The organism is Paenibacillus methanolicus (genome assembly GCF_008124765.1).
Classification (GTDB): Bacteria; Bacillota; Bacilli; order Paenibacillales; family Paenibacillaceae; genus Paenibacillus_Z; species Paenibacillus_Z methanolicus.
Genome location: NZ_VNHS01000012.1, coordinates 134699 through 156508, shown reverse-complemented (window position 1 = coordinate 156508; position 21810 = coordinate 134699). Strand labels below are relative to the sequence as shown.

Sequence of the window (21810 nt, the reverse complement as noted above, 5' to 3'; positions counted from 1 at the left end):
AAGCCACGCCTCTCCCGCATCCTTAGAACTCCCCGAAAATGCTTTTTCAATCCGCTCACTTTGGGTACAAAATAAGGTATACTTAGCGAGAATTACTGGACTTTATCCCCCTTATTAGCCCAAGGAGGCTGCCAACGCATGAGTCACCCAGACGAACAGGCCTGGTTTGAGCAAGCTTATGACCGAGCCCCATTCGGGATCGGTGTTTTTATGCCGGAGGAAGGACGGTGGCTGCGCGCCAACCCCGCGTTGTGCCGGCTGCTCGGCTACTGCGAGGACGAATTGGCCGCGATCGCCGAGGCGGACCTGACCCATTCGGAAGATCCGTCCCTGACGCAGTTCCTCTTATTCGGCAGCGGTTCGGAAGCACCCGACACGGATGCGGACGCGCCGTTATCCTTACATAAACGCTACGTGCACAAGAGCGGCCGCATCGTATGGGCATCTTTGCATCTATCCATATTGGAAGAGCGGCTTCCGCCCGATCGGCCCCGCTATTTGGCGCAAGTCACCGATATCTCGGAGCACATGCAGCGCGAAGAGCAGCTGCGCGCGAGCGAATACAAGCATCGGCTGGTCGCGGAGGTGTCCCTCGACTGGATTTCAAGGCACAAAGCCGACGAGCAGGCGACGATCACCTACTCCTCCCCCGCTTGCCGGACGTTCTTCGGCTATGCGCCGGAAGAGATGATCGGCCATAGCGCGATCGGCGCCGTCCATCCGGACGACTTGGCGCACGTGCAGGCTTTTCTGGCCGAGATCGCGCACACGGAAGGCAGCCGCGTCATTTTCCGCTATCGGCATAAAGACGGCCATTACGTATGGCTGGAGTCGTCCAGCCGCTACACGTTCGGCGCGAACGGAGACGTCGACGAAATCATCGCGGTATCGCGCGATATTACGGAGCGCATCCGCGCCAACAAGCTGTTGCAGGAGAGCGAACAGAAGTACAAATCGCTGTTCGACCATAACCCGGCCGCGGTCTATTCGATGAACATGGACGGCGACTACTTGACCGCCAATCCGAATCTCGAGAAGCTGACCGGCTACACGCTGGATGAGCTGCTCGGCATGTACTGGGGACCGATCGTCGCGCCGAAGGATTTGGCCAAGACGCAGCACCATTTTGACCTCGCCAAGCAAGGCTTGCCGCAGAGCTACGATCTGACCGTCATTCACAAGGACGGGCATCTGGTCGATGTCAACTCCACGAACATCCCGATCGTCGTCGATCACGAGGTTGTGGGCGTGTTCGGCATTACGACCGACATCACGGAGCGCCAGCGGTACTTGGAGCAGATCGAGAAGCTGAGCGCCGGTTATACGCTCATCCTGAACGCCGTATCCGAGGGTATCTTCGGTCTGGACACCGACGGCAATACGATGTTCATCAACCCGGCCGGCGCGGCGATGCTCGGCTTCGAACCCGAGGAACTGATCGGCAAGCCGTACCGCGGCATTTTGCACGAGCCGTATTCGAACGCGCCGCGCCTGCTGGACGGGGAAGACGCCATTTTCCGAGTCATCCAGGACGGCCGCACCTACCACAACAAGGAATCGGTCATGTGGCGCAAAGACGGCTCGAGCTTCCTTGTCGAATACCAGGTGACTCCGATGGCGGACAAAGGCGAGGTCAAAGGCGCCGTCGTCGTCTTCCGGGACAAGACGAGCGAGCATGAGATTATGCGCGCCAAAGAATCGGCCGAACGCGCGGACCAGGCCAAGTCGGAGTTTCTCGCGGTCATGAGCCACGAAATCCGCACCCCGATGAACGGCGTCATCGGCATGACCGAGCTGCTCGCGGATACCGCGCTCGACGAGGAGCAGCGCAGCTACACGGACATGATCCGGCAGAGCAGCGCCGCGCTCATGCGCATCATTAACGAAATTCTCGATTTCAGCAAGATCGAAGCCGGCAAAATGGAGCTCCTCGACGAGCCGCTGTCCGTGCGCGAGGTCGTGGAGGGCGCCGCGTCGCTGTTCGCCCCGCGCGCGGCCGAGCGCGGCATCGGACTCGACTGGCGCATCGACGAGCGCATTCCGTCTCTGGTCGTCGGCGATGAAGGCAAGCTGCGGCAAATTCTCGTCAATTTGATCGGCAACGCGGTCAAATTCACCGAACGCGGCTCCGTCCAAGTCAGCGTCTCGCTGCATGCGTCCGCGGAACCGCACCGGCTCTACGTCGATTTCACGGTAACGGATACCGGCATCGGCATTCCGTCCGACAAGCAGCAGCTGCTGTTCCAATCCTTTACCCAGCTTCACCCGGCCATCAACCGGAAGTACGGCGGGACGGGACTGGGGCTGGCCATCTGCAAAAAACTCGTCGAGCTGATGGGCGGCCTGATCACGGTCAGCAGCAAGGAACGGGTCGGCTCGTCCTTCAGCATCACGATGCCGTTCGGCCTGCCCTCGAACGAAGCCGGCGCCGCTTCGGAGATATCGCCGCAAGGCGGGCAACGGGAGCATTACGGCGAACGCATGGCTGCGCCCGACGCTCTCGCCGATGCCGAAGATCGCACGATCGCGATGGCGAAGGCCCTGCCCGTCAAGTCTCCTCTCGCCCAGCTCCGTCTGCTCGTCGTGGACGACGTGCCGGTGAACCGGATGCTGCTCGCCACGCTGCTGCGCAAGCACGGCTGGGAGCCGGATACGGCGGAGAACGGGGCCGAAGCGGTCCGAATGGCGGCCGCCGCCAGGTACGATATCGTGTTCATGGATCTACAAATGCCGGTCATGAACGGGTTCGAAGCGACCGAGGCGATCAATCGGATGTTCGACGAGAAGCATCGTCCCGTCATCGTCGCCGTCACCGCTTACGCGCGCCGGGAAGACCGCGAGCGCTGCTTGGCTGCCGGCATGCAGGACTTCATCGGCAAGCCCGTGTTCGCGCAAGAGGTCGAGCGCGTCGTCAAGCAATGGACGCCGCGAGTCGAGAAGCAGCGGCGGTAATGCGTATGTGTTCCGTTTGAAATGGCCCGGCGCCAACGTGATTCATCCCCTAAAATAACGCGAAGGCCCTCGGCTATCCATTAGCCGAGGGCCTACCTGCGTATTGCTCGCCTGCCCTTTCACCCGGCGAATGCCGCGTGCCCGCGGGCAGTCGTTTGCCAACTCTGCCGGAATCTCCAACCCCGCAATCCGGTCCGCGGCAAAACGCCAAGAAGCCCCTGGTCCTCAAGACCAGGGGCTTCTCGCCGCTCATTCGCGTGTTTCAATCCGGAGTGTTAAAGATAAAGCTGTAATCTTCCTCGTCGTCGCCGTACCCTTCGGCAAAGCGCTCTTCCTGAAAGGGATCGCCGTACATGTGATAGCCGTGCTGCTCCCAGAAGCCCGGCTTATCCTCGGCCATGAACTCGATGCCGCGCAGCCACTTCGCGCTCTTCCAGAAATACAGATGCGGCACCACCATGCGCACCGGATAGCCGTGCTTAGGCGTCAGCAGCTCGCCGCCGTGGCGAACCGCCAGCAGCGACGTTTCGCGCATGAAGTCATCCAGCGGCAGGTTCGTCGACCAGCCCTGCTCGGCGTGAAGCATGACATGCTTCGCTTCCGGCTTCAGCCGGATTTTCTCCATGATCGTCGAGACCGCGACGCCGCCCCAGACGTTGTCGAGCCGCGACCATGTCGTCACGCAGTGGATGTCGTTCGTGAATTCGCGCATCGGCAGCTTCATGAACTCGCCGTAGCCAATCGTCACTTCTTCCTCCACCAGCCCGAACAGCCTCAGGTTCCACAACGCCATGTTGTTGTAATAAGGGACGTCGCCGTGATGCAGCACCGGGAAATTCGTCGTCAGAATCTGGCCCGGCGGAATCCGAGCCGGATCGATGTCGCGTTCTTCGTTCGCGCCATGCACGTACACCATGCGTTTCGCCTCCTCGCGCTCGCGCCCGGCGCCCTGCCGGCCGCGCTTCCAACGTTATCCCCGCTGCGACGCGATTTTATTCACCGCGCTGAACAGCGCTTTGACCGAGGAGGTCATAATGTCGACGTCAATGCCGCAGCCCCAATGCTCGGTGCCGTCTTCGGCCGTAACGCCGATGTACGAGACCGCCTGCGAGCCCGAGCCGACCGTCAACGCATGCTCCTTGTAGAGCAAGTTCGAATAGCGAATGCCCAGCTCGTTCTGGATGGCGCTGCTGATCGCGTCGAGGCGGCCGTTGCCCGCGCCCGTGAACTCGCGCGCTTCGCCGTTCACCTTCACCTTGACGACCGTCTGGAAATCGTCATGCTCCGTGAAGCGGTAATTCAGGAATTGCACCGGCGCCGCGATGTTGACGTATTCGCGGACGAAAATATCGTAGATCTCTTCCGGCTGCAGCTCCTTCTGCTCGCGGTCGGAGACGTTCTTGACCGCGTAGCCGAAGCTCTCGCGCATGCGCGGCGGCAGATCCAGGCCGTATTTCTGCTCGAGCAGGTAGCCGATGCCGCCTTTGCCCGACTGGCTGTTGATGCGGATGACGTCGCCCTCGTACTCCCGGCCGATATCCTTCGGATCGATCAGCAGGTACGGCACCGTCCAATGCTGGCAGTCGTTGTCTTCGCGCCACTTCATGCCTTTGGCGATGGCGTCCTGATGGGAGCCGGAGAACGCCGCGAACACCAGCTTGCCGCCGTACGGCTGGCGCTCGTTCACTCTCATGCGGGTGACGCGCTCGTACATCTCGATGATCTCCGTGATGTTGGAGAAATCCAGATGCGGGTCAACGCCATGCGAATACAAGTTCAGCGCCAGCGTCACGATGTCGACGTTGCCCGTCCGCTCGCCGTTGCCGAACAACGTGCCTTCGATGCGCTGGCCGCCCGCCAGGATACCCAACTCCGCGTCCGCCACGCCGCTGCCCCGGTCATTGTGCGGATGAAGCGAGAGGATGACGTTGTCGCGATAGTTCAGATGTTCGCTCATGTATTCGATCTGGCTCGCGTACACGTGCGGCATCGACATCGACACCGTCGCCGGCAGGTTGATGATGACCTTGTTGTTCGGCGTCGGCTGCCAGACGTTCAGCACCGCGTTACAGATCTCAAGCGCGAACTCGATCTCGGTGCCCGTGAAGCTCTCCGGCGAATATTGGAATTTGAAGTTGCCTTCCGTCTCGGCCGCTATTTCGTTGAACAGCTTCGCGCCGGCGATCGCGATCGCGACGATCTCTTCTTTCGACTTCTTGAACACCTGCTCGCGCTGAGCGACGGAGGTGGAATTGTACAGATGGACGACCGCGCTCTTCGCGCCCTTCAGCGACTCGAACGTCTTGCGGATGATATGCTCGCGCGATTGCGTGAGCACCTGGATCGTCACGTCGTCCGGAATCAGATTCTGTTCGATCAGCGTCCGCAGAAACGTGAATTCCGTCTCCGATGCCGCCGGGAAGCCGACCTCGATTTCCTTGAAGCCGATCTTTACGAGCATCTGGAAATATTCCAGCTTCTCCTCCAGGTTCATCGGTACGACCAGCGCTTGATTGCCATCGCGAAGATCGACGCTGCACCAGGTCGGCGCTTCGGTAATGTACTCCTTCTGAGCCCACTTCATGCTTGGCTTCGGCGGCATGAAATAACCGCGGGCATACTTCTCGACATTGTTCATGATGAAGACCACCTTCTACTGGAATTGGACCGTGCGGCGGCACGGACAAAATAAAAAAGCCTTCCGTCTCTATACTGTATAGAGACGAAAGACTGTGAAATCTTACGCGGTACCACTCTGATTCACGCCGGATTCGGCATGCGCTCAACGGATAGGGGCATGCTCCCCCATATCCTCCTGTCGTAACGGTCAGGTTCCGGCTCCGCTTACTTTACTCATTTCGGCGGGCTACTTCAAGGTGAGTTCGGATCGGCTTCGCGGCTGTTTCGCACCATCCAACAGCTCTCTGCTACGCGAGTCGCGCATTCCTACTGGTCCTCTGCAACGTATTTGAAATATTGTTGCTAATATACTACATTGCTCCACGCTTATCAAGCATATTCTGAATTTTTGAACTTGCGCGGTTTTGCCCGGAGGAACGAAGAGTTAAAGGGCTTCGCCCTTCGAGAACCCCTTCTATTCCTCCCCAAAGCCCCCTCGTTCTCGCTCCCCCTTCCCCCTCCGCCGCAATGTTGTCAGGTTAAGAAGGGCTGCGCCCCATTGACCCCACTTTTGTTGCTCCCTCCTCCCACCTCCTCCGCCGAGGAGGCTCCAAAGGGCTTTGCCCTCTGGACTCCCTTCTTCGTACAGTTACCATTGTTCGCGGTGGGCGGGTTGGCTTGAGCGGGGCTCGCTTTTGTCCTGTCGGACAATGCTTCAATGGGTTTTGAAGGCAATCATAAGCATCAGCCTGTCAACTATGGGCCACGGCTGGCTTCACCAGCCGTTTTTCCTTAACCTGACAGCATTGCCCTCCGCCGAGGGGAACCAGAAGGTTAGCATGTGCTTCCGAAGTCGTTTTTCTCCGAAAAACGTTCACCTCTGGACTCTGCTATTAAGCGTGACTCGTTACGCGGCCGTCCTTGATGTGTCCTTTCGCGATGAGCCCGCTAGTCCTTCGGACTGGCTCTTGTTCGAGCTTCGTTCGTTACGTGATGCCTTGGGGTGGTATCCTGCATGGGATATGCGCTTGATGGGGCTTCGAGCTGACCTTCGCTTTCATCCGCTCTCGCGGACTCGCTTTACTTTTCCGCAAGTCTTCTCCAAGCAAAAAAAGGAGCGGCACGCAAGCCGCTCCTTTCCTTGATCTGTGCGGTTAACCGCGAAGCAGCAGCTCCGCCAGCGTGCGCACCATGACGCCCGTGCCGCCCTTCGGCTCCCATCTGCGTTCGCGCTCGAGCCACGCCGTACCGGCGATGTCCAGATGCACCCAAGGCCGCTCTTCGGCGAACGCGCCGATGAACAGTCCCGCAATGCTCGCCGCGCCGTACTGCGAGCCTTTGTTGCGCATGTCCGCCTGATCGCTGTCGAGCTGCTTGCGGAACTCCGGGTAATTCGGCATCGGCCAGATTCGCTCATCGGCATGCTTCGAGGCGAGGATGACGTCCTGCATCAGCTGATCGTCGTTGCCGATGGCGCCCGTCGCGACGTCGCCAAGCGCGACGAGGACCGCGCCGGTCAGCGTCGCCACGTCGACGAGCTTCGTCGCCCCGCGCCGGATTGCCGTCGTCACCCCGTCCGCCAGGACGAGCCGGCCCTCCGCGTCGGTATTCGTAATTTCGACCGTCGTGCCGTTCATCATCGTAATGACGTCGCCCGGCTTGAAGGCGCGGTCGGACGGCATGTTCTCCGCGGACGGCACGACCGCGACCACGTTCACCTTCGGCTTCAGCTCCCCGAGGATGCGCATGACGCCGAGCACCGCGGCCGCGCCGCCCATGTCGGAGATCATCTCTTCCATGCCGGGCGCCCGCTTCAGCGAGATGCCGCCGGTGTCGAACGTGATGCCTTTGCCGACCAAGCCCCATACCGTATCGTTCTCTTCGTCGCCACGGTAGTGGATGACGATCATCCGAGGCGGATGCGCGCTGCCTTGACCGACGGCCATCAGACCGCCCATCCCTTGTTCGGCCGCCGTGAACTCGTCGAGCACCTCGACTTCCATATCCTCGTAGTGGCCGAGCGTGTCCTCGGCTTCCATGGCCAGCAGCTCCGGATATAGCTTATTGCCCGGCATGTTGGTCAAGTCGCGCGCGTAATTCACCGCTTCGGCGAATGCCCTGCCGCGCTCCATCCCCGCTTCCCACTGCGATGCCGCTTCGTCGCCTACTGCCGCAAGCGTCGGGACGAACGAGACCGCGCGCACCGTCTGCGCGGCCTGCTCCTTCTTCGCCGCCTTGCGCTTGTACAGCGTGAGCGCGTAGCCTTCGGTCAACGCCTGCGCCGCTTGCGCGATCGTATACGTCGATGCGCCCGCGCTTACAGCGGCCGGAATGAGCTGCTGAACGGCGGTCGCCTTCAGCTTGCCGGCTGCCTTCGCCGCCGAAGACGCCGCATCGCGCAGGCTGCCGAGCGTATCGTTCTTATGCGTAATGCCGGCATAGATGACATGGCTCGCCGGCAGCAGGCCGAGCGTCGGCAGCGCCAGCGCTTCCTTGGCGTCCGCTTTGAACAACCCCTTGGCCGCGTGGGCTCGCAGCGCGGCGTCCAGCTGCGGGTGCACCCATTCCGCGTCCGCCTGCTGCAAATCTTCCCGGTCCAGGAACGCGACGATGACGTCGTAGTCGGCCGCGCCGCGATCCTGCACCCCGTATGTAAATTGAATGGTTGCCATAATTGTTCATTCTCCTTCCGAGCAAATGCCAAAAAATCGGGTATTCTCAGCATACCCGATTCTAAGCGTTTACTCCACTAATGGCAAATAGATCTTGAAGTCCGTGCCTTCCCCGCTGCTGCTCGTCACGCGGATCGAGCCGCCGTGGTTGCGCACGATCCGGTAGCTGACCGCAAGCCCGAGTCCCGTGCCGGCTTCCTTCGTCGTGAAGAACGGGTCGAACAGCCGGTTCTGAACCGTCTGATCCATCCCCTTGCCGTTGTCGCGCACCGTAATCTCGGCATAGGATTCTTCGCGTCGGATGACGATGTCGATGCGTCCGCTCCGCTCCGCGCTGATCTCCTCGATCGCCTCCATCGCGTTGCGCATCAAATTCAGGAATACCTGCTTCACCTGCTTGACGTCCACGGACGTCGTCATCTGGTCGTCGTAGGCTTCGTACTGAATTTCGCTGCCCTTCATGAGCGCCTCGCTCTCGCACAGCATGATGACTTCCTTCAACAGGGAGCCGATATGTACGTTCTGTTTCATCGGAGCCGACGGCTTCGACGAATTGAGAAATTCATAAATAATATCGTTCGCCCGGTCGATCTCGGCGAGAATGATCCGCGCGTATTCTTCCTTCCCGAGCTGGAACAAATGCGGCCGCAGCAGCTGGATGAACCCCCGAATCGACGTAAGCGGATTGCGGATCTCGTGCGCGATGGAAGCGGCGATCTTGCCGAGCATCGCCAATTTGTCGTTCTGGTAGGCCGTCTGCTCGATCTGCTTGTACTCCGACACGTCCTTCACGCTGAACAAATAGTCGCCGTCCAGCTGATCGCCGTAGGTAATGGTGACGAGCAGATGCCGGCCGTTCGCGTCCTGCAGCTCGAAGTAGCGGCTGCGCCGGAGGACCATCTCCTTGTACACGCGAAGCACGATCCGCCTCGTGCTCTTGCGCAGCTTCGGATGCAGCAGTATGTCGCGAAGATTGCAGCCGATCAGCGTTTTGCGCGGAATATCGAACAGTCTGGACATCTGCACGTTGACGAACGAAAGCAGCCCGTCGTTATCGAAAATCGCCAGGCCGCTGTCCATGTATTGCAGGACGTTCTCGTACTTGTCCTTCACCATCTGCACCGACTGCTGTGAGCGCAGCACTTGGTCGCGCGCCGCGCTCATCCGCTCGATCGGCACCGGCTCCCGCTCGTCCCGGAACCGGAACGCCACCATCAGCTCGATCAGAAACACGAACGATCGGCTGTACAGCTTGAGCGCCTCGTCCGATTCCACGTTCGCGACCAGCATCTGCATCGATTCCTCGTGAATCGCGATAATATCCTCCGGATGAACGCCCTGCAGCCATTTGCCGATTTCCGTCGCTTCGAACAACGATTGCTCGCTGCCGCTTCTCACATATTCTGCAAGCGCCGGAAAATAGCGCTTTCGAATTGCCTGCATGCTAGCCTTGCTCCTCTCCTGCCGCATAAACCGGGAAATCGACGCGCCAAGGGGCTAGCCATTTCCGAAACTGAATCACGTAGCCGCGAGCCGGATCCCATGCCGCCACCATGTCGTCGACGAGCGGGCGCGCCCACTCGGCCGAGATCCGCTCGCGCCCCCGGTAATGATCGTAGACGCGAACTTCGAGTCCCGGGACTCCGCCAGCTTCCCCTTTGCACCGTTCCATTTTACGAATGACCATATGGCCCTTCTCCGGAAATTGAATCAATTTGAGCGCAAGCTCCGAGATCGTGTACGCAATAATCGTCTGATCGACCAACCCGAATCCGATGCGCGACGCGATTTCGCGCCCCCTCCGACGCGCGTGTATCGCATCCGCCCATTCCCGAATGTGGAAAATTTCCACGAGCCCCATCGCCTCCGCCTGAACAATTGCCGTTACGCTATGCCCGTACATGGATGCACTTACAAATAATGATAGTAACTGCGTCTTCGCTTTGCAACCGAAGAGATTGTCGAAAAACGCCGCAAAACGCTCCGGCCAAAAGGAGTTTAGCCGGACTTGAGGGATACTAAATGACCGTCAGAAGAGATGAAACGGCACACGTACGGACAGCCCTAAGGCTTATGCCACGCTCCTATAATACCAATAATAGGGAATTAACCCCAATAATTACTCTTCCTTAACGTGATCTACCCTCGTTTGTCTGAAAATCCCGGTCACGAGCGTCAAGTGGTACGTACAGCCATTGGGAGTACGGCCCCATCCGGTACGGACAGCCGTTGGGCGCATCCGACGGCAGCCACAGTCTTAAACGGCATGCGACAAGGCGCGGAAGCCATGCTCCCGCGCCTTGTCCCGACTTCCGGCTTCGCGTCATCGCCGGCTAATTGTCGTCCTTGCTCCCTCGATTGTTGTCGTTGCGGTTGCCGTTGTCTTTATCCGAACCGCGCTCGCGTTCCGACTTGGACGCGCCTTGCTCCCGATTCTGTTGTTTCGTCTGCCCGCGTCCTTGACTCTTGTCCGAATCGGAATCGTCCTTGTCATCGTCTTCGTGCTGCGATTTTTCGCTTTCATCGTTATCGCGCGCGTTCGTCTTGCCGTTGCTCGCTTTTTCGTTCGCATTGCCGTTATTTTTGGTACCGCTGCCGCCATTGCCCTGGCTCGCTTTGGTGCCGCTTGCTTCATTATTCTTCTGCGCCGCCGAGGCGGAACCGCCGTCATGACGGCCAGTAGAGGCGGTTTTGCCGCCCTGCTGCCCGTCCTGCCGGTTCGTATCGTTATTCTCGTCGTCGCGGTCGTCATCATCATCGTCGCGATTGTCGTTCCGATCTTCTTTACGATCGTCGTTCCGATCGTCGTTCCACCGCTGCGAATCGTTGTCGTCCTCGCGATCTTTCCACTTGTTTCCGTTGCTGCCATTGCCGTTCGCCTTGCCGGATGCCTGACCCGAACCCGGCTGAACCTGCTGCGCCTTGTCGCCGGCGCCCTGCGAGCCTGCCGCAGGTTTGCCGTTATTCTTGGCCGGCTCGGCCGGCGTCTTGCCGCCTGCGGCGGAACCGGCGGAAGAAGCATTCTTCTCCGGCTTGCCCGCCGCCGGTTTCGTCGGCGTTGTCGCCTTCTCTTTGCCGCGCTTCGTTTGAGCTTCGGCCGCGAGCGACTTCAGCTTCGTCTTGATCGACTTTTTGTCAATCTTCGTTTCGCCCGACGGCTGTTTCTCTTTCGCGCCGATCACCTTCTCCACGCCGCCCAGCGCTTTGGCCGTATTATGGATGGATTGATGCTTCAACGCCTCCAAATCGACCTCCATGCCTTCGCTTTTCGCCAGCAGGTAGAACGCCATCTTACCCGAGGAGACGCCGCTTTGCTTCGCTTCTTCCCGCACTTCCGCCGGAACGCTCAGCGTGGACACCTTCACCGCGTCCGCTGCCGGAGCGGTCTCTTTCTTCGCGGCCAACGTTTCCTTCACCGCTGTTTGCACATGCTCGGTCAGCGTATCCTCGTACGCCTCATTGCCTTTCACGAGCACGCTCGTGATGAATACGTCGCCTTCCGCGCTATCGAAATAATGGGCGTCGCGGGCACGATCCGTTATCGCGGCGGCCACCGTTTCGGCGGGCTGGCCTTCGTATTCAAGCCCCTTGACCAGCTTGGCGCCGTCCGAGTTGAGCGGATGCAGTTCCATGACCCGTTCCTTGCCGTCGATGCCAAGTTCCACGCTCGGATTAATATCCATCGTTAAATAGGCTGCCACCGCGGGTTGCGGCGACGCTACTCTCACCAGCCATGGCGTTAGAAGAAGCAGCATGATCGCGGCCGCGGCGGTCGCCACCCCATAGCGGGATTTGGCGCCCCAAGCGCGCTTGCGAGGTAACGGCAGGGTTGCCTCTTCCAGCCGGATCTCGTCGCCGACCTGCACGCCCTCGCCCGCTTGCACCTTTCGAAACTCACCGTCCGGCGTCATGATAACAGCGACATTGTTCCGAATTTCCATCACCACTGCCCGGTTCATGCGCTTCCTCCTTTCATTGTGCTGACGCTTGCGTCATCTGGTTGCAAATGTTGCAGATAACCTTGCAGATGCGGAAAATCCCCGACCCGCAGCAAAGCTAGGGCAATAATGTATTTCCGATTGCGCTCGATCGTCTTGCGCGACACGCCGGCCATCAAGCACAGCTCTTTGATCGGCATCTTGCCGCTTGCGCCGAGCGCGCTCATAAGCGTTGGCGTGTCCGCCAGCATGAACGCGATTGAAGCGAGCAACCTGCGCGAATCCGCGTGCTTGGGCGACAAATCGGGCAATTCGGCGAAGCTTATGTCATACCTGCCCAGGCAGGTGTTATATTCGGCGATCTCGAGCCGCCTCGCGTCGCTCTCCCGCTGCATTTCGTAACGGGCCATCGCCTCGTTGCGCTCTACCGGATTAATCGTCTGCTCGTCCTCGTCGAGCGCGTCGAAAGCGCTTGTCGGCACGCTGCCCGCATGGCGCTGCTCCTTGCGCACGAAGTCGATGAGCCTGCGGCGGATGACCGTGTCGGCAAAGCCCAGGAACGATCTGCCGGCTTCGGGCGAGAACTGATTGATGGCTTCGTCGAAGGCGCTGAGCGCTATGCTGAATTCATCGTCGTATTGGGGGTTCACATATCGTTTGCAGAACCGGCTCGTCACCTTCGCAATATAAGGTTCGTACGCGGCGATAAAATCGTCGCGGGAAGCATCGCCCGCGCGGATGCGCATGACGATCGCCTCGGGTGTTTCCTGTTCGACTGCCGCCCGGCTCTGCTTGCCGAAAAAGCGTTTAAACAGTACTAGTAGCAACCGCTCCACCTCTTAATCAATAGTTTCGCAACCGCACTCCGTATTGAGGGGGCCGGATCTGAGAAGTCATAAAAAAATGAAAGCCTCCTTGGCTAAGGAGGCTCAATCGCTTAACAATAACCTTCCGAAGTACGGCGCTGACGCAGCTTCATCTTCCGCTGGCCGAGCACCCCGAGCCGTTTCTTCAGTTCCGCCGCCCAAGCCTCGTCTTCGATCTGGGCCGCGAAGCTGAGCAGATCCAGCGCCATGTCGATTTGGTTGGAGACGACATCGAGCGGATCTTCGTTCTCGTTATTCACGCAATTTTCAAACAACGCAAGGCCGTCTTGCTCGACGTATTCGAGGAAATCCACCTCGGAAGCGCCGTCGCCGTGCGCGTATTCCGCCAGGATCTCGTATTCGTTCTCAATCCCGTGGTGAATCTCGACTCTGTGACATACCGGACAAAAAAGAATCGGAACGTTATGAATATGCGTCCGGAAGTGCTTCAGCGTCCCGTTCGTTCCTATCATGCTAGCACCGCAGCAAAAGCTCATATGTCTATCTCCCTTCTAGTACCGTCTATATTTGTAATATCGGTCCGCTCCGTCGTTTAGTTGATAAGAGCCGATCTTCCAATTTCATGACTGGTGCAGCAAGGTGGGCGCGTCTGTTCGCTATGAGACTTGCCTATCATACCGGATAGCGGTCCGCTAGCTTCTTATAACGTATTCGCGGTGAGCTAGCCTAATTCCTGCTTTCGCCGAAAGCCCGGCAAGGTAAAATGCTTTGTGTCGTCTTGAAGCGGCGGCGCGGGCGTATGAAAAGAAGAAACCGGCATCCTGGGAAGGATGCCGGTTTCTTGGGCTTGAACTACAATAGCTACTATTGAGCAACCAGGTGTTTGTCGCCTGGCTTCCAGTTCATTGGGCACAGACCGCCGGATTGCAGAGCTTGGAGAACGCGAAGCGTCTCTTCTACGCTGCGGCCAACGTCGTTGTGGTTGACGACTTGGTATTTCAGTTCGCCTTCTGGATCGATGATGAACAGGCCGCGCAGAGCTACGCCCTCTTCTTCGATCAGAACGCCGTAATCGCGAGCAACCGTCTTCGTGATGTCGGCAGCAAGCGGGAAGCTCAGCTGGCCGAGGCCGTTGTCGGCAACCGGCGTGTTGATCCAAGCGCGGTGGCTGTGGATGGAGTCCACGCTGACGCCGAGGATTTCCGTGTCGAGCTTCTTGAACTCTTCGGCAGCCGAGGACAGCGCCGTGATTTCAGTCGGGCATACGAACGTGAAGTCCAGCGGATAGAAGAACAGCACGAGCCATTTGCCTTTGTAGTCGTTCAGGGATGCTTTACCGAAAGTTTTGCCGTCGCCGGAAACGGTCTCCATTGCGAAGTCCGGAGCCGGACGTCCTACCAAACGTTGTGTCATGAGTAAGATTTCCTCCTTCTAATACGTAACATTTCTTTACCTGCGTCACGGTGAGTGACTTTCGAATAAATGGTACCACTACATTAGAATAGAGTCAAGATAAAAGCGATTCGTTAACAATAATAATTATAATTTGAATCATTTCACCATTGCGGCAACGATCAGATCGCCCATTGCCGTCGTGCCGATTGCCTTGCTCTTGTCCACGGCGATGTCGCCCGTGCGGTGGCCGGCGTCAAGCACGTTCTTCACGGCGTCTTCGATCACTTGCGCCGCTTCGTGGTAGCCGAACGACAGACGGAACATGAGCGCGACCGACAGAATCGTCGCGATCGGGTTGGAGATGCCTTGACCCGCGATATCCGGCGCGGAACCGTGTACCGGCTCGTACAGGCCGAAGCTTCCTTCGCCCAGCGACGCGGAGGACAGCATGCCGATCGAACCCGTCAGCATCGCCGCTTCGTCGCTCAGGATGTCGCCGAACATGTTCTCCGTCACGATGACGTCGAAGCTTGCCGGACGGCGAAGCAGCTGCATCGCGCAGTTGTCGACGAGGACGTGCTCCAGCTCGACGTCCGGATATTCCGGCGCGATCCGGTTCACGACTTCGCGCCACAGGCGGGACGTCTCGAGGACGTTCGCTTTGTCGACCGAAGCCAGCTTCTTGCGGCGCGTGCCCGCGATCTCGAACGCTTGGCGGACGATGCGCTCGACTTCCGTCACGTTGTATACGCATGTGTCAACCGCTTCTTCGCCATTCGCGCCTTCGCGGCGGAACTTCTCGCCGAAGTAGATGCCGCCCGTCAGCTCGCGCACGACGATGAGGTCCGTGCCGTCGAGCACTTCAGGCTTCAGCGTGGACGCTTCCTTCAGGCAATCGAACACGGTAGCCGGACGGATGTTCGAGAACAGGCCAAGCGCTTTGCGGATGCCGAGCAAGCCCGTCTCCGGACGAAGCTCCTTCGAGTTGTTGTCCCATTTCGGGCCGCCCACCGCGCCAAGCAGCACGGCGTCGGCTTTCTGACAGATCTCGAGCGTCTCTTGCGGCAGCGGCGTGCCCTTCTCGTCGATCGCGATACCGCCGAACAAGCCGTGCTCCGTCTCGAACTGGTAGCCGAACAGCTCCTCGGTTTTCTTCAGTACTTTCAGCGCTTCGCCAACTACTTCCGGTCCGATGCCGTCACCTGCGATGACGGCGATTTTTTTTACGTCAGCCATTATGTTTCACTACTCCCTCTGTTTTCATTCCCGGCCTGCTTGCATTCGCTCGGGTCATCGGCCGCTAATTCGGCTAATTGATTACGATTCTCACTCTATCCATAGTTGTACCATATTTGCTTCGATCCGACCAAGATATGAAAGCTATCGCTTTTATAGGTTTTGCGTATAAGGCAAGCGCGCTCGTGCGTTCAGCTAGGTAAGAGAGCGGGAAGCTCCGCCCCCCGCTCTCTCGCCTGCCTATTTTTTTACCTTCAAAGAAGTCCGGCGAGAAGATGCCGGAGAGTCGATTATCAGAGAAATCCGAGGACAGCAGCGAGTGAAAGCCCATTTTCGACCGCAGGCAGCTTGCTTTTCATCGGACTTCTAGAACAACCCCTTGTCCTTCGCCCGCTGCGCCGCGTCTTTGCTGCTCTTCGCCCCGATCTTGCGCAAAATGTTGTTCACGTGATTCTTGACGGTACGCAGCGACAGGAACGACTTCTCCGCGATCTGACTTTGGCTGTAGCCCTCGTGAATCATCGACAGCAGCTGGACCTCGGCCGGCGTGACCAGACGTTTGAACTTGTCCGTCTCGTATTCTTGCTCGACCGACTTGAGACGCCGGAATTCTTGCAGCATGAGTTGCGCCGCCGCGGCGTCGATCGCCGAACGGTCGGCCGCCGCCTGGCGGACCGCCTGCGGAATCGCGGTGAAGTCGGACTTGACCAAATAGTTGACCGCGCCCGCCCGGAACGCCTCGACGACGAACTCCCGGTCCTCCATCGACGTCAGCATGATGACCCGCGCGCCCGTGGCGGCCGGCAGCTCGCCCGCAAGCTTCAGTCCCGCCGGGTTGTCCGCCATCATTATATCGAGCAGAATGACGTCCGGCGCCGTTTCCATCGCCAAGCCCAGCGCCATATCCGGCCCGTCCGTGCTGGCGACCACCTCGATGTCCGCTTCGCTCTGCAAGTATGCGACCAATCCTCTGCGCCAATCCGGATCGTCCTCCACGACCATGACCCGAATCGCTTCCTTCCGCTGTCCTTCCATCCCTGTGCCCCCTGCTGCTCTTGTCGCTTGCGCTCGTTAGTTCTGCTTCTTGATTCGCGGAAAATGAAACATCACGCGCGTGCCCTTGCCCGGTTCGCTCTCGATCCGCAGCTCGCCGCCCTGCCGGTTCATCAGCTGATAGCAGTAGGCCAGCCCGAGTCCGAAATTCATGTTTTTCCCGCTCTTGGTCGTATAGAAAGGCTCTACCACCTTACGCAGGTTCTGCTTGTCGATGCCGCCGCCCGTATCCCGGATCTCGATCGTGCTGCCGCGCTTGGCGCTGCGGACGCAGACGTGCAGCTCGCCGCCGGCCGGCATCGCCTCGACCGCGTTGTTCAGCACGTTGCCGATCGCTTCCAGCGTCTGGGCCGGATCGGCGTCCGCTTCGGCCGACTCGTCGAGCTCCGCCGTTATCGAAATCCGTCCTTCTACCGCCGGCGCGAGCGACGCGGTCTGCAGACGGACCAGCTCGGCCAAATGGACGCGCTGCGTCTGCAGGCGAAGCTCCTGCGTCCGGTCGTGCACGCTGCGGATCATCGCCTCGATATGCTGCGCGGCGCTGGCGATGACGCGAATATCCTCGCGCAGCTCGGCATTCGACTCGCTACCCGCCGCCCGTTCGATTTTGTCGCTGAACAGCTTAATCTTGCCGATGTCGTTCTTGATCGCATGATTGAGCATCGCCGTCCCGCTCGTGATCGCCCGAAGCGAGTAATCCATCCTGCGCCGCTCGATGAGCAGCTGCACGCCGAGAAAGCCGAAGTTGAACAGCGACACGATGAAAATGACGAACGCGATCGCGATCGGCCATACGTTGTACACCCACATCCGGTACACGCCGAATAGCGGCATGACGTAATTCATCGTGACGGCGATGAGCAGCGCCGGCACCACCGCCGCGGTCACGACGAGATGCGCGCGCCGCTCCGCCGGATTCATCCCGCGCTTGCGCAGCAGCAGAAGCGTTCCCGCGGCGGTGTAAGGCAGCGCCCATATCGCCAGAATCCCGTAGTGCACCGGCACTTCCTCCGCGATCGGCAACGTCAGCATGAAGCCGATCGGCGCCAACGCGGCCAGCGGCAGCCACTTCGCGACTCGCTGCGGCAGCGCCTCTCGGTTGTACGCGGCCGAGAAACAGAGGAACGCGTACGTCAATCCGTAATAGCTGGTCCACGAGCAGCCGCGCTGCACGTTCCGGATCATCGCTTCGTCCGCCGCGCTCATGCCCGCCTCGACTGCCGCGAGAATCCAGCCTTCCATCACCGCCGCGAATGCCCCGGTTCCTGCGCAGAACGACAGCAAGCTAAGCCAGCGCACGGCCGCGCTGCGCCGATTCGAGACGATCAGCAAGACAGCCGTCACCCATAGCGCGAACCATACAAAAAACATTCCGCTTACGCCCCCGTGTACATGTCTAGTTTTACCAACATTATAGCATGGGAACCTGAGGCAAAGGAGACGGATTTCGCGCGATGCGGCGAAGGCCTGTCATCTTTTTTGTCATCGGAAGCAATCGTGCGAAGGCATAAAGAAAGCCGTCCCGCGAGGCGGCGTTCCCGGTGTTCCGGTTCGCGTGGGCCTCGTGGGGCGGCTTAAGGTCGGCCTGCGCCGGCGGACCGGTAGCATAGCCTATGATCCGTCTGGATGGACGGTCGATTACTTCTTGATCCAGTGCATCAATTCGCGCAGTTGACCGCCAACTTGCTCGATCGGATGCTCTGCTTCGCGGCGGCGGGTAGCCGTCATCATCGCTTTGTTCGATTGGTTCTCGAGGATGAAGTCGCGTGCGAAACGGCCGGATTGGATGTCGTCCAGTACCGCTTTCATCGCTTTCTTCGTCTCGTCCGTTACGACGCGAGGACCTGTAACGTAGTCGCCGTATTCAGCTGTGTTGGAGATGGAGTCGCGCATCGAAGCGAGACCGCCTTCGTACATCATGTCAACGATCAGCTTCAGCTCGTGCAAGCACTCGAAGTAAGCCATCTCCGGCGCGTAGCCAGCTTCAACCAGCGTCTCGAAACCTGCTTTAACGAGTGCCGTAGCACCGCCGCAAAGTACGGCTTGCTCGCCGAACAGATCGGTTTCGGTTTCTTCGCGGAACGAAGTTTCGATAACCCCTGCACGCGTACAGCCGATGCCTTTTGCGTATGCAAGGCCGATTGCTTTTGCGTTGCCTGTAGCGTCTTGCTCGATCGCGATCAGACCAGGAACGCCGAAACCTTCCACGTACGTACGGCGAACCATGTGGCCCGGGGATTTAGGAGCAACGAGCAGAACGTCTGTATCTTTGCTAGGCACGATTTGGCCGTAGTGAACGTTGAAGCCGTGGGAGAACATCAGAGCTGCGCCTTTTTTGAGGTTTGGCTCGATTTCTTCTTTGTATACTTTCGCTTGCGTTTCATCCGGCATCAGGATTTGAACAACGTCAGCGACTTTAACCGCTTCAGCAACGTTCAATACTTCGAAACCGTCGTTTTTCGCTTTGTCGGCGGATTTACCCGGACGCAGGCCGATGATAACTTTCAGGCCGCTGTCGCGCAGGTTTTGCGCTTGTGCGTGGCCTTGGCTTCCGTAACCGATAACCGCGATCGTTTTACCTTGCAGAACGCCTTGGTCTGCGTCTTTTTCGTAGTAGAGTGTAACTGCCATATCGAATGATGCCTCCTTTAGTTTAACCCTTTTGAGCGGGTGTTGAAGGGGAAGCCGCTAGGAGCCGCTTCTTCTCTGCGGTTCGTTGCCGCATTACAGCGAAAGCTTGTCTTCCCGCTTGAACTCCCGCCCAAAACGGGCGGTAAGTCCGTTGATCCGTGCGACTGTCTGCTTCTATCGAGGTGTTGCCTTATGGTCTGGCGTTGCCGCGGATCATCGCGGTGACGCCGGTGCGGGAGAGCTCGCGGATGCCGTACGGCTTCAGCAGCTCGATCATCGCGTCGATCTTCTCCGTGTCGCCGACGACCTGCACCATCAGCGTGTGCGTGCCGATATCGACGACCGATGCGCGGAACGTCTCGACGACGCCGAGAATCTCGGGGCGAACCGCCGGCTCCGCGTTGACCTTGATCAAGGCCAATTCGCGGGCGACCATCGGATTCGCGCTCAAATCGATGACTTTGATGACGTCGATCAGCTTATACAGCTGCTTCGTCACCTGCTCCAGCGTGCTATCGTCTCCCGTCGTGACGATAACCATCCGGGACAAGCCGGCTTCTTCGCTCGTCCCGACGGTGATGCTCTCAATGTTGAAGCCGCGGCGTCCGAACAAGCCGGATACGCGCTGCAGAACGCCGGGCTGGTCATTCACAAGAACGGCAATCGTGTGCTTCTTCATTCTTCATCCCCCATTAACATCTGGTCGATCGTGGAGCCCTGCGTCACCATCGGATAGACGTTCTCTCCCTTGTTGACGACGAATTCGACGACTGCCGGACCCGGGTGATTCATCGCTTCGATCCAGGCTGCGCGCGCTTCTTCCTTGTTCGAGGCGCGGAAGCCTTTGACGCCGTATGCTTCGGCCAGTTTCACGAAATCCGGGCTGCCTGCCAGGTCGATGTGGCTGTAACGGTTATCGTAAATGAGCTCTTGCCACTGGCGAACCATCCCGAGCACCTGGTTGTTCAGAATCGCGACCTTGACCGGAATGTTGTTGATCGCGCAGATCGCGAGCTCTTGCGCGCACATCTGCATGCCGCCGTCGCCGTTGATCGAGACGACCGTCCGCTCCGGGTGCGCCATCTGCGCCCCGATCGCCGACGGGAATCCGAAGCCCATCGTGCCGAGACCGCCCGAGGTGACCCAGGAACGAGGCTGGTTGAACTTATAGTACTGCGCGGCCCACATCTGATGCTGGCCGACGTCCGTCGTGACGATCGCTTCGCCTTTCGTCTCCTCGTGAATCATCTCCACGACCCACTGCGGCTTCAGCACTTCGTCGGAATCCTTGTAGCTATAAGGCTTCTCGGCCTTCCAACCGGCCAACTGCGCACGCCATGCGTCGGCGTTCGCCGCCCACTTCACGTCCTTGTTCGCGATCTCGAGCACCGTCTTCACGTCGCCCACGATCGGGATGTCCGTCGGCACGTTCTTGCCGATCTCGGCCGGGTCGATGTCGATATGCACGATCTTCGCGTGCGGCGCGAATCCCTTCAGCTTGCCCGTCACGCGGTCGTCGAAGCGGGCGCCGATGTTGATCAGCAAGTCCGCGTTCTGGATCGCCATGTTCGCCGTCCACGTGCCGTGCATGCCCGGCATGCCGAGCCACAGCTCGTTGCCGCTTGGGAAAGCGCCCAGTCCGAGCAGCGTCGTCGTGATCGGAATGCCGGATTTGGTGACGAACTCGAACAGCTCTTCGTGGCCGCCGGAGTATACGACGCCGCCGCCTGCGAGCACGAGCGGGCGTTCCGCCGTCTCGATCGCCTTGATCAGCTTGTCGACCTGCTGCTTCTTCGGCGTAACCGTCGGGTTGTAGCCGCGCAGGCTTACTTCGCTCACCGGCTGGAACATGGTCATCTCCGCCGATACGTCCTTCGGAATATCGATGAGGACCGGACCTTTGCGGCCGGTGTTCGCGATATGGAACGCTTCGTGGATGATCCGCGGCAGGTCGGCCGCCTTGCGGACGAGATAGCTGTGCTTCGTGATCGGCATCGTGATGCCCGTAATATCCGCTTCTTGGAAAGCGTCCGTGCCGATCAGCGTCGTGGCGACGTTGCCCGTGATGACGACCATCGGCACCGAGTCCATGTAAGCCGTCGCGATGCCGGTGACGAGGTTCGTCGCGCCCGGACCCGACGTGGCGATACAAACGCCGACTTTGCCGCTGGCGCGAGCGTATCCGTCCGCGGCGTGGATTGCGCCTTGCTCGTGACGGGTCAGGACGTGATTGAAATCGGAGAACCCGTGCATCGCGTCATAAATGTACAACACCGCGCCGCCCGGATAACCGAACACGCACTCGACACCTTCCAGCACCAAGCTCCGGAGCAAGATCTCAGATCCCGATATGACTTCGGGTTTCTTCAGCTTCTCGATGATTTCCTCTTTCGACTTTAACGTTGCATTTTGCGCGACCATCAGTCGTCCTCCTCTCTTGAAAAACCAAAACAAAAAAGCCCTCCGTCTCCAGCAGCCCGCTCTGCG

16 protein-coding genes and 1 other annotated feature are annotated in these 21810 nt (G+C 59.2%); of the genes, 1 reads left to right on the top strand and 15 read right to left on the bottom strand.

What is annotated here, in order from left to right; genetic code table 11:
• The first annotated feature begins 138 nt into the window (after positions 1-138).
• Positions 139-2952, top strand: a complete 2814-nt coding sequence (locus BCM02_RS28405; RefSeq protein ID WP_148932520.1) for a PAS domain-containing hybrid sensor histidine kinase/response regulator — start codon at positions 139-141, stop codon at positions 2950-2952.
• Positions 2953-3214: 262 nt separating this feature from the next.
• On the opposite strand, the gene BCM02_RS28400 is transcribed toward BCM02_RS28405, so the two are convergent.
• The 15 genes from BCM02_RS28400 to ilvB all read right to left on the bottom strand — a co-directional run bounded on the left by BCM02_RS28400 (position 3215) and on the right by ilvB (position 21744).
• Positions 3215-3868 (bottom strand): sulfite oxidase-like oxidoreductase, encoded by a 654-nt coding sequence (locus BCM02_RS28400; protein ID WP_148932519.1) that lies wholly within the window; start codon positions 3866-3868, stop codon positions 3215-3217.
• A 54-nt stretch (positions 3869-3922) separates the two neighbouring features.
• Positions 3923-5590 (bottom strand): 2-isopropylmalate synthase, encoded by a 1668-nt coding sequence (leuA, locus tag BCM02_RS28395; protein WP_148932518.1) that lies wholly within the window; start codon positions 5588-5590, stop codon positions 3923-3925.
• 77 nt (positions 5591-5667) lie between these two features.
• Positions 5668-5924, bottom strand: a binding site (T-box leader).
• A gap of 801 nt (positions 5925-6725) precedes the next feature.
• Entirely contained in the window at positions 6726-8243 is a 1518-nt protein-coding gene (locus BCM02_RS28390; RefSeq protein WP_148932517.1) for a leucyl aminopeptidase, read from the bottom strand.
• 69 nt (positions 8244-8312) lie between these two features.
• Positions 8313-9686, bottom strand: a complete 1374-nt coding sequence (locus tag BCM02_RS28385; protein WP_148932516.1) for an ATP-binding protein — start codon at positions 9684-9686, stop codon at positions 8313-8315.
• Position 9687: 1 nt separating this feature from the next.
• Positions 9688-10104, bottom strand: coding sequence for an ATP-binding protein (locus BCM02_RS28380; RefSeq protein ID WP_148932515.1), 417 nt, complete (start codon positions 10102-10104; stop codon positions 9688-9690).
• 472 nt (positions 10105-10576) lie between these two features.
• Positions 10577-12202 (bottom strand): anti-sigma-I factor RsgI family protein, encoded by a 1626-nt coding sequence (locus BCM02_RS28375; protein ID WP_148932514.1) that lies wholly within the window; start codon positions 12200-12202, stop codon positions 10577-10579.
• On the bottom strand, positions 12199-13008 hold the full coding sequence (gene sigI / locus BCM02_RS28370) for an RNA polymerase sigma factor SigI (protein WP_148932513.1): 810 nt from the start codon (positions 13006-13008) through the stop codon (positions 12199-12201). The genes BCM02_RS28375 and sigI overlap by 4 nt, the downstream gene beginning before the upstream one ends.
• Before the next feature lie 110 nt (positions 13009-13118).
• Entirely contained in the window at positions 13119-13544 is a 426-nt protein-coding gene (locus BCM02_RS28365; RefSeq protein WP_148932512.1) for a hypothetical protein, read from the bottom strand.
• Between the two features lie 328 nt (positions 13545-13872).
• On the bottom strand, positions 13873-14421 hold the full coding sequence (locus BCM02_RS28360; protein ID WP_148932511.1) for a peroxiredoxin: 549 nt from the start codon (positions 14419-14421) through the stop codon (positions 13873-13875).
• Between the two features lie 138 nt (positions 14422-14559).
• Positions 14560-15639, bottom strand: coding sequence for a 3-isopropylmalate dehydrogenase (leuB, locus tag BCM02_RS28355; protein WP_148932510.1), 1080 nt, complete (start codon positions 15637-15639; stop codon positions 14560-14562).
• A 366-nt stretch (positions 15640-16005) separates the two neighbouring features.
• Positions 16006-16674: a response regulator gene (locus BCM02_RS28350; protein ID WP_148932509.1), complete on the bottom strand. Its 669-nt coding sequence runs from the start codon at positions 16672-16674 to the stop codon at positions 16006-16008.
• Positions 16675-16710: 36 nt separating this feature from the next.
• Positions 16711-18063, bottom strand: a complete 1353-nt coding sequence (locus BCM02_RS28345; protein ID WP_148932508.1) for a sensor histidine kinase — start codon at positions 18061-18063, stop codon at positions 16711-16713.
• 267 nt (positions 18064-18330) lie between these two features.
• The gene (ilvC, locus tag BCM02_RS28340; RefSeq protein WP_148932507.1) at positions 18331-19323 is read right to left on the bottom strand and encodes a ketol-acid reductoisomerase; all 993 of its coding nucleotides are present in this window, start codon (positions 19321-19323) and stop codon (positions 18331-18333) included.
• A gap of 190 nt (positions 19324-19513) precedes the next feature.
• A complete protein-coding gene (gene ilvN, locus BCM02_RS28335) occupies positions 19514-20002 on the bottom strand; it encodes an acetolactate synthase small subunit (protein WP_148932506.1) in 489 nt (162 codons plus the stop codon).
• Positions 19999-21744 (bottom strand): biosynthetic-type acetolactate synthase large subunit, encoded by a 1746-nt coding sequence (gene ilvB, locus BCM02_RS28330; RefSeq protein WP_148932505.1) that lies wholly within the window; start codon positions 21742-21744, stop codon positions 19999-20001. The genes ilvN and ilvB overlap by 4 nt, the downstream gene beginning before the upstream one ends.
• Positions 21745-21810: the final 66 nt, after the last annotated feature.

Excerpts from the sequence above, each read along its gene's own strand:
- BCM02_RS28405 (WP_148932520.1), top strand. The coding sequence starts at position 139 with ATGAGTCACCCAGACGAACAGGCCTGGTTTGAGCAAGCTTATGACCGA.
- BCM02_RS28400 (WP_148932519.1), bottom strand. The coding sequence starts at position 3,868 with ATGGTGTACGTGCATGGCGCGAACGAAGAACGCGACATCGATCCGGCT.
- leuA (WP_148932518.1), bottom strand. The coding sequence starts at position 5,590 with ATGAACAATGTCGAGAAGTATGCCCGCGGTTATTTCATGCCGCCGAAG.
- BCM02_RS28390 (WP_148932517.1), bottom strand. The coding sequence starts at position 8,243 with ATGGCAACCATTCAATTTACATACGGGGTGCAGGATCGCGGCGCGGCC.
- BCM02_RS28385 (WP_148932516.1), bottom strand. The coding sequence starts at position 9,686 with ATGCAGGCAATTCGAAAGCGCTATTTTCCGGCGCTTGCAGAATATGTG.
- BCM02_RS28380 (WP_148932515.1), bottom strand. The coding sequence starts at position 10,104 with ATGGGGCTCGTGGAAATTTTCCACATTCGGGAATGGGCGGATGCGATA.
- BCM02_RS28375 (WP_148932514.1), bottom strand. The coding sequence starts at position 12,202 with ATGAACCGGGCAGTGGTGATGGAAATTCGGAACAATGTCGCTGTTATC.
- BCM02_RS28365 (WP_148932512.1), bottom strand. The coding sequence starts at position 13,544 with ATGAGCTTTTGCTGCGGTGCTAGCATGATAGGAACGAACGGGACGCTG.
- BCM02_RS28360 (WP_148932511.1), bottom strand. The coding sequence starts at position 14,421 with ATGACACAACGTTTGGTAGGACGTCCGGCTCCGGACTTCGCAATGGAG.
- leuB (WP_148932510.1), bottom strand. The coding sequence starts at position 15,639 with ATGGCTGACGTAAAAAAAATCGCCGTCATCGCAGGTGACGGCATCGGA.
- BCM02_RS28350 (WP_148932509.1), bottom strand. The coding sequence starts at position 16,674 with ATGGAAGGACAGCGGAAGGAAGCGATTCGGGTCATGGTCGTGGAGGAC.
- BCM02_RS28345 (WP_148932508.1), bottom strand. The coding sequence starts at position 18,063 with ATGTTTTTTGTATGGTTCGCGCTATGGGTGACGGCTGTCTTGCTGATC.
- ilvC (WP_148932507.1), bottom strand. The coding sequence starts at position 19,323 with ATGGCAGTTACACTCTACTACGAAAAAGACGCAGACCAAGGCGTTCTG.
- ilvN (WP_148932506.1), bottom strand. The coding sequence starts at position 20,002 with ATGAAGAAGCACACGATTGCCGTTCTTGTGAATGACCAGCCCGGCGTT.
- ilvB (WP_148932505.1), bottom strand. The coding sequence starts at position 21,744 with ATGGTCGCGCAAAATGCAACGTTAAAGTCGAAAGAGGAAATCATCGAG.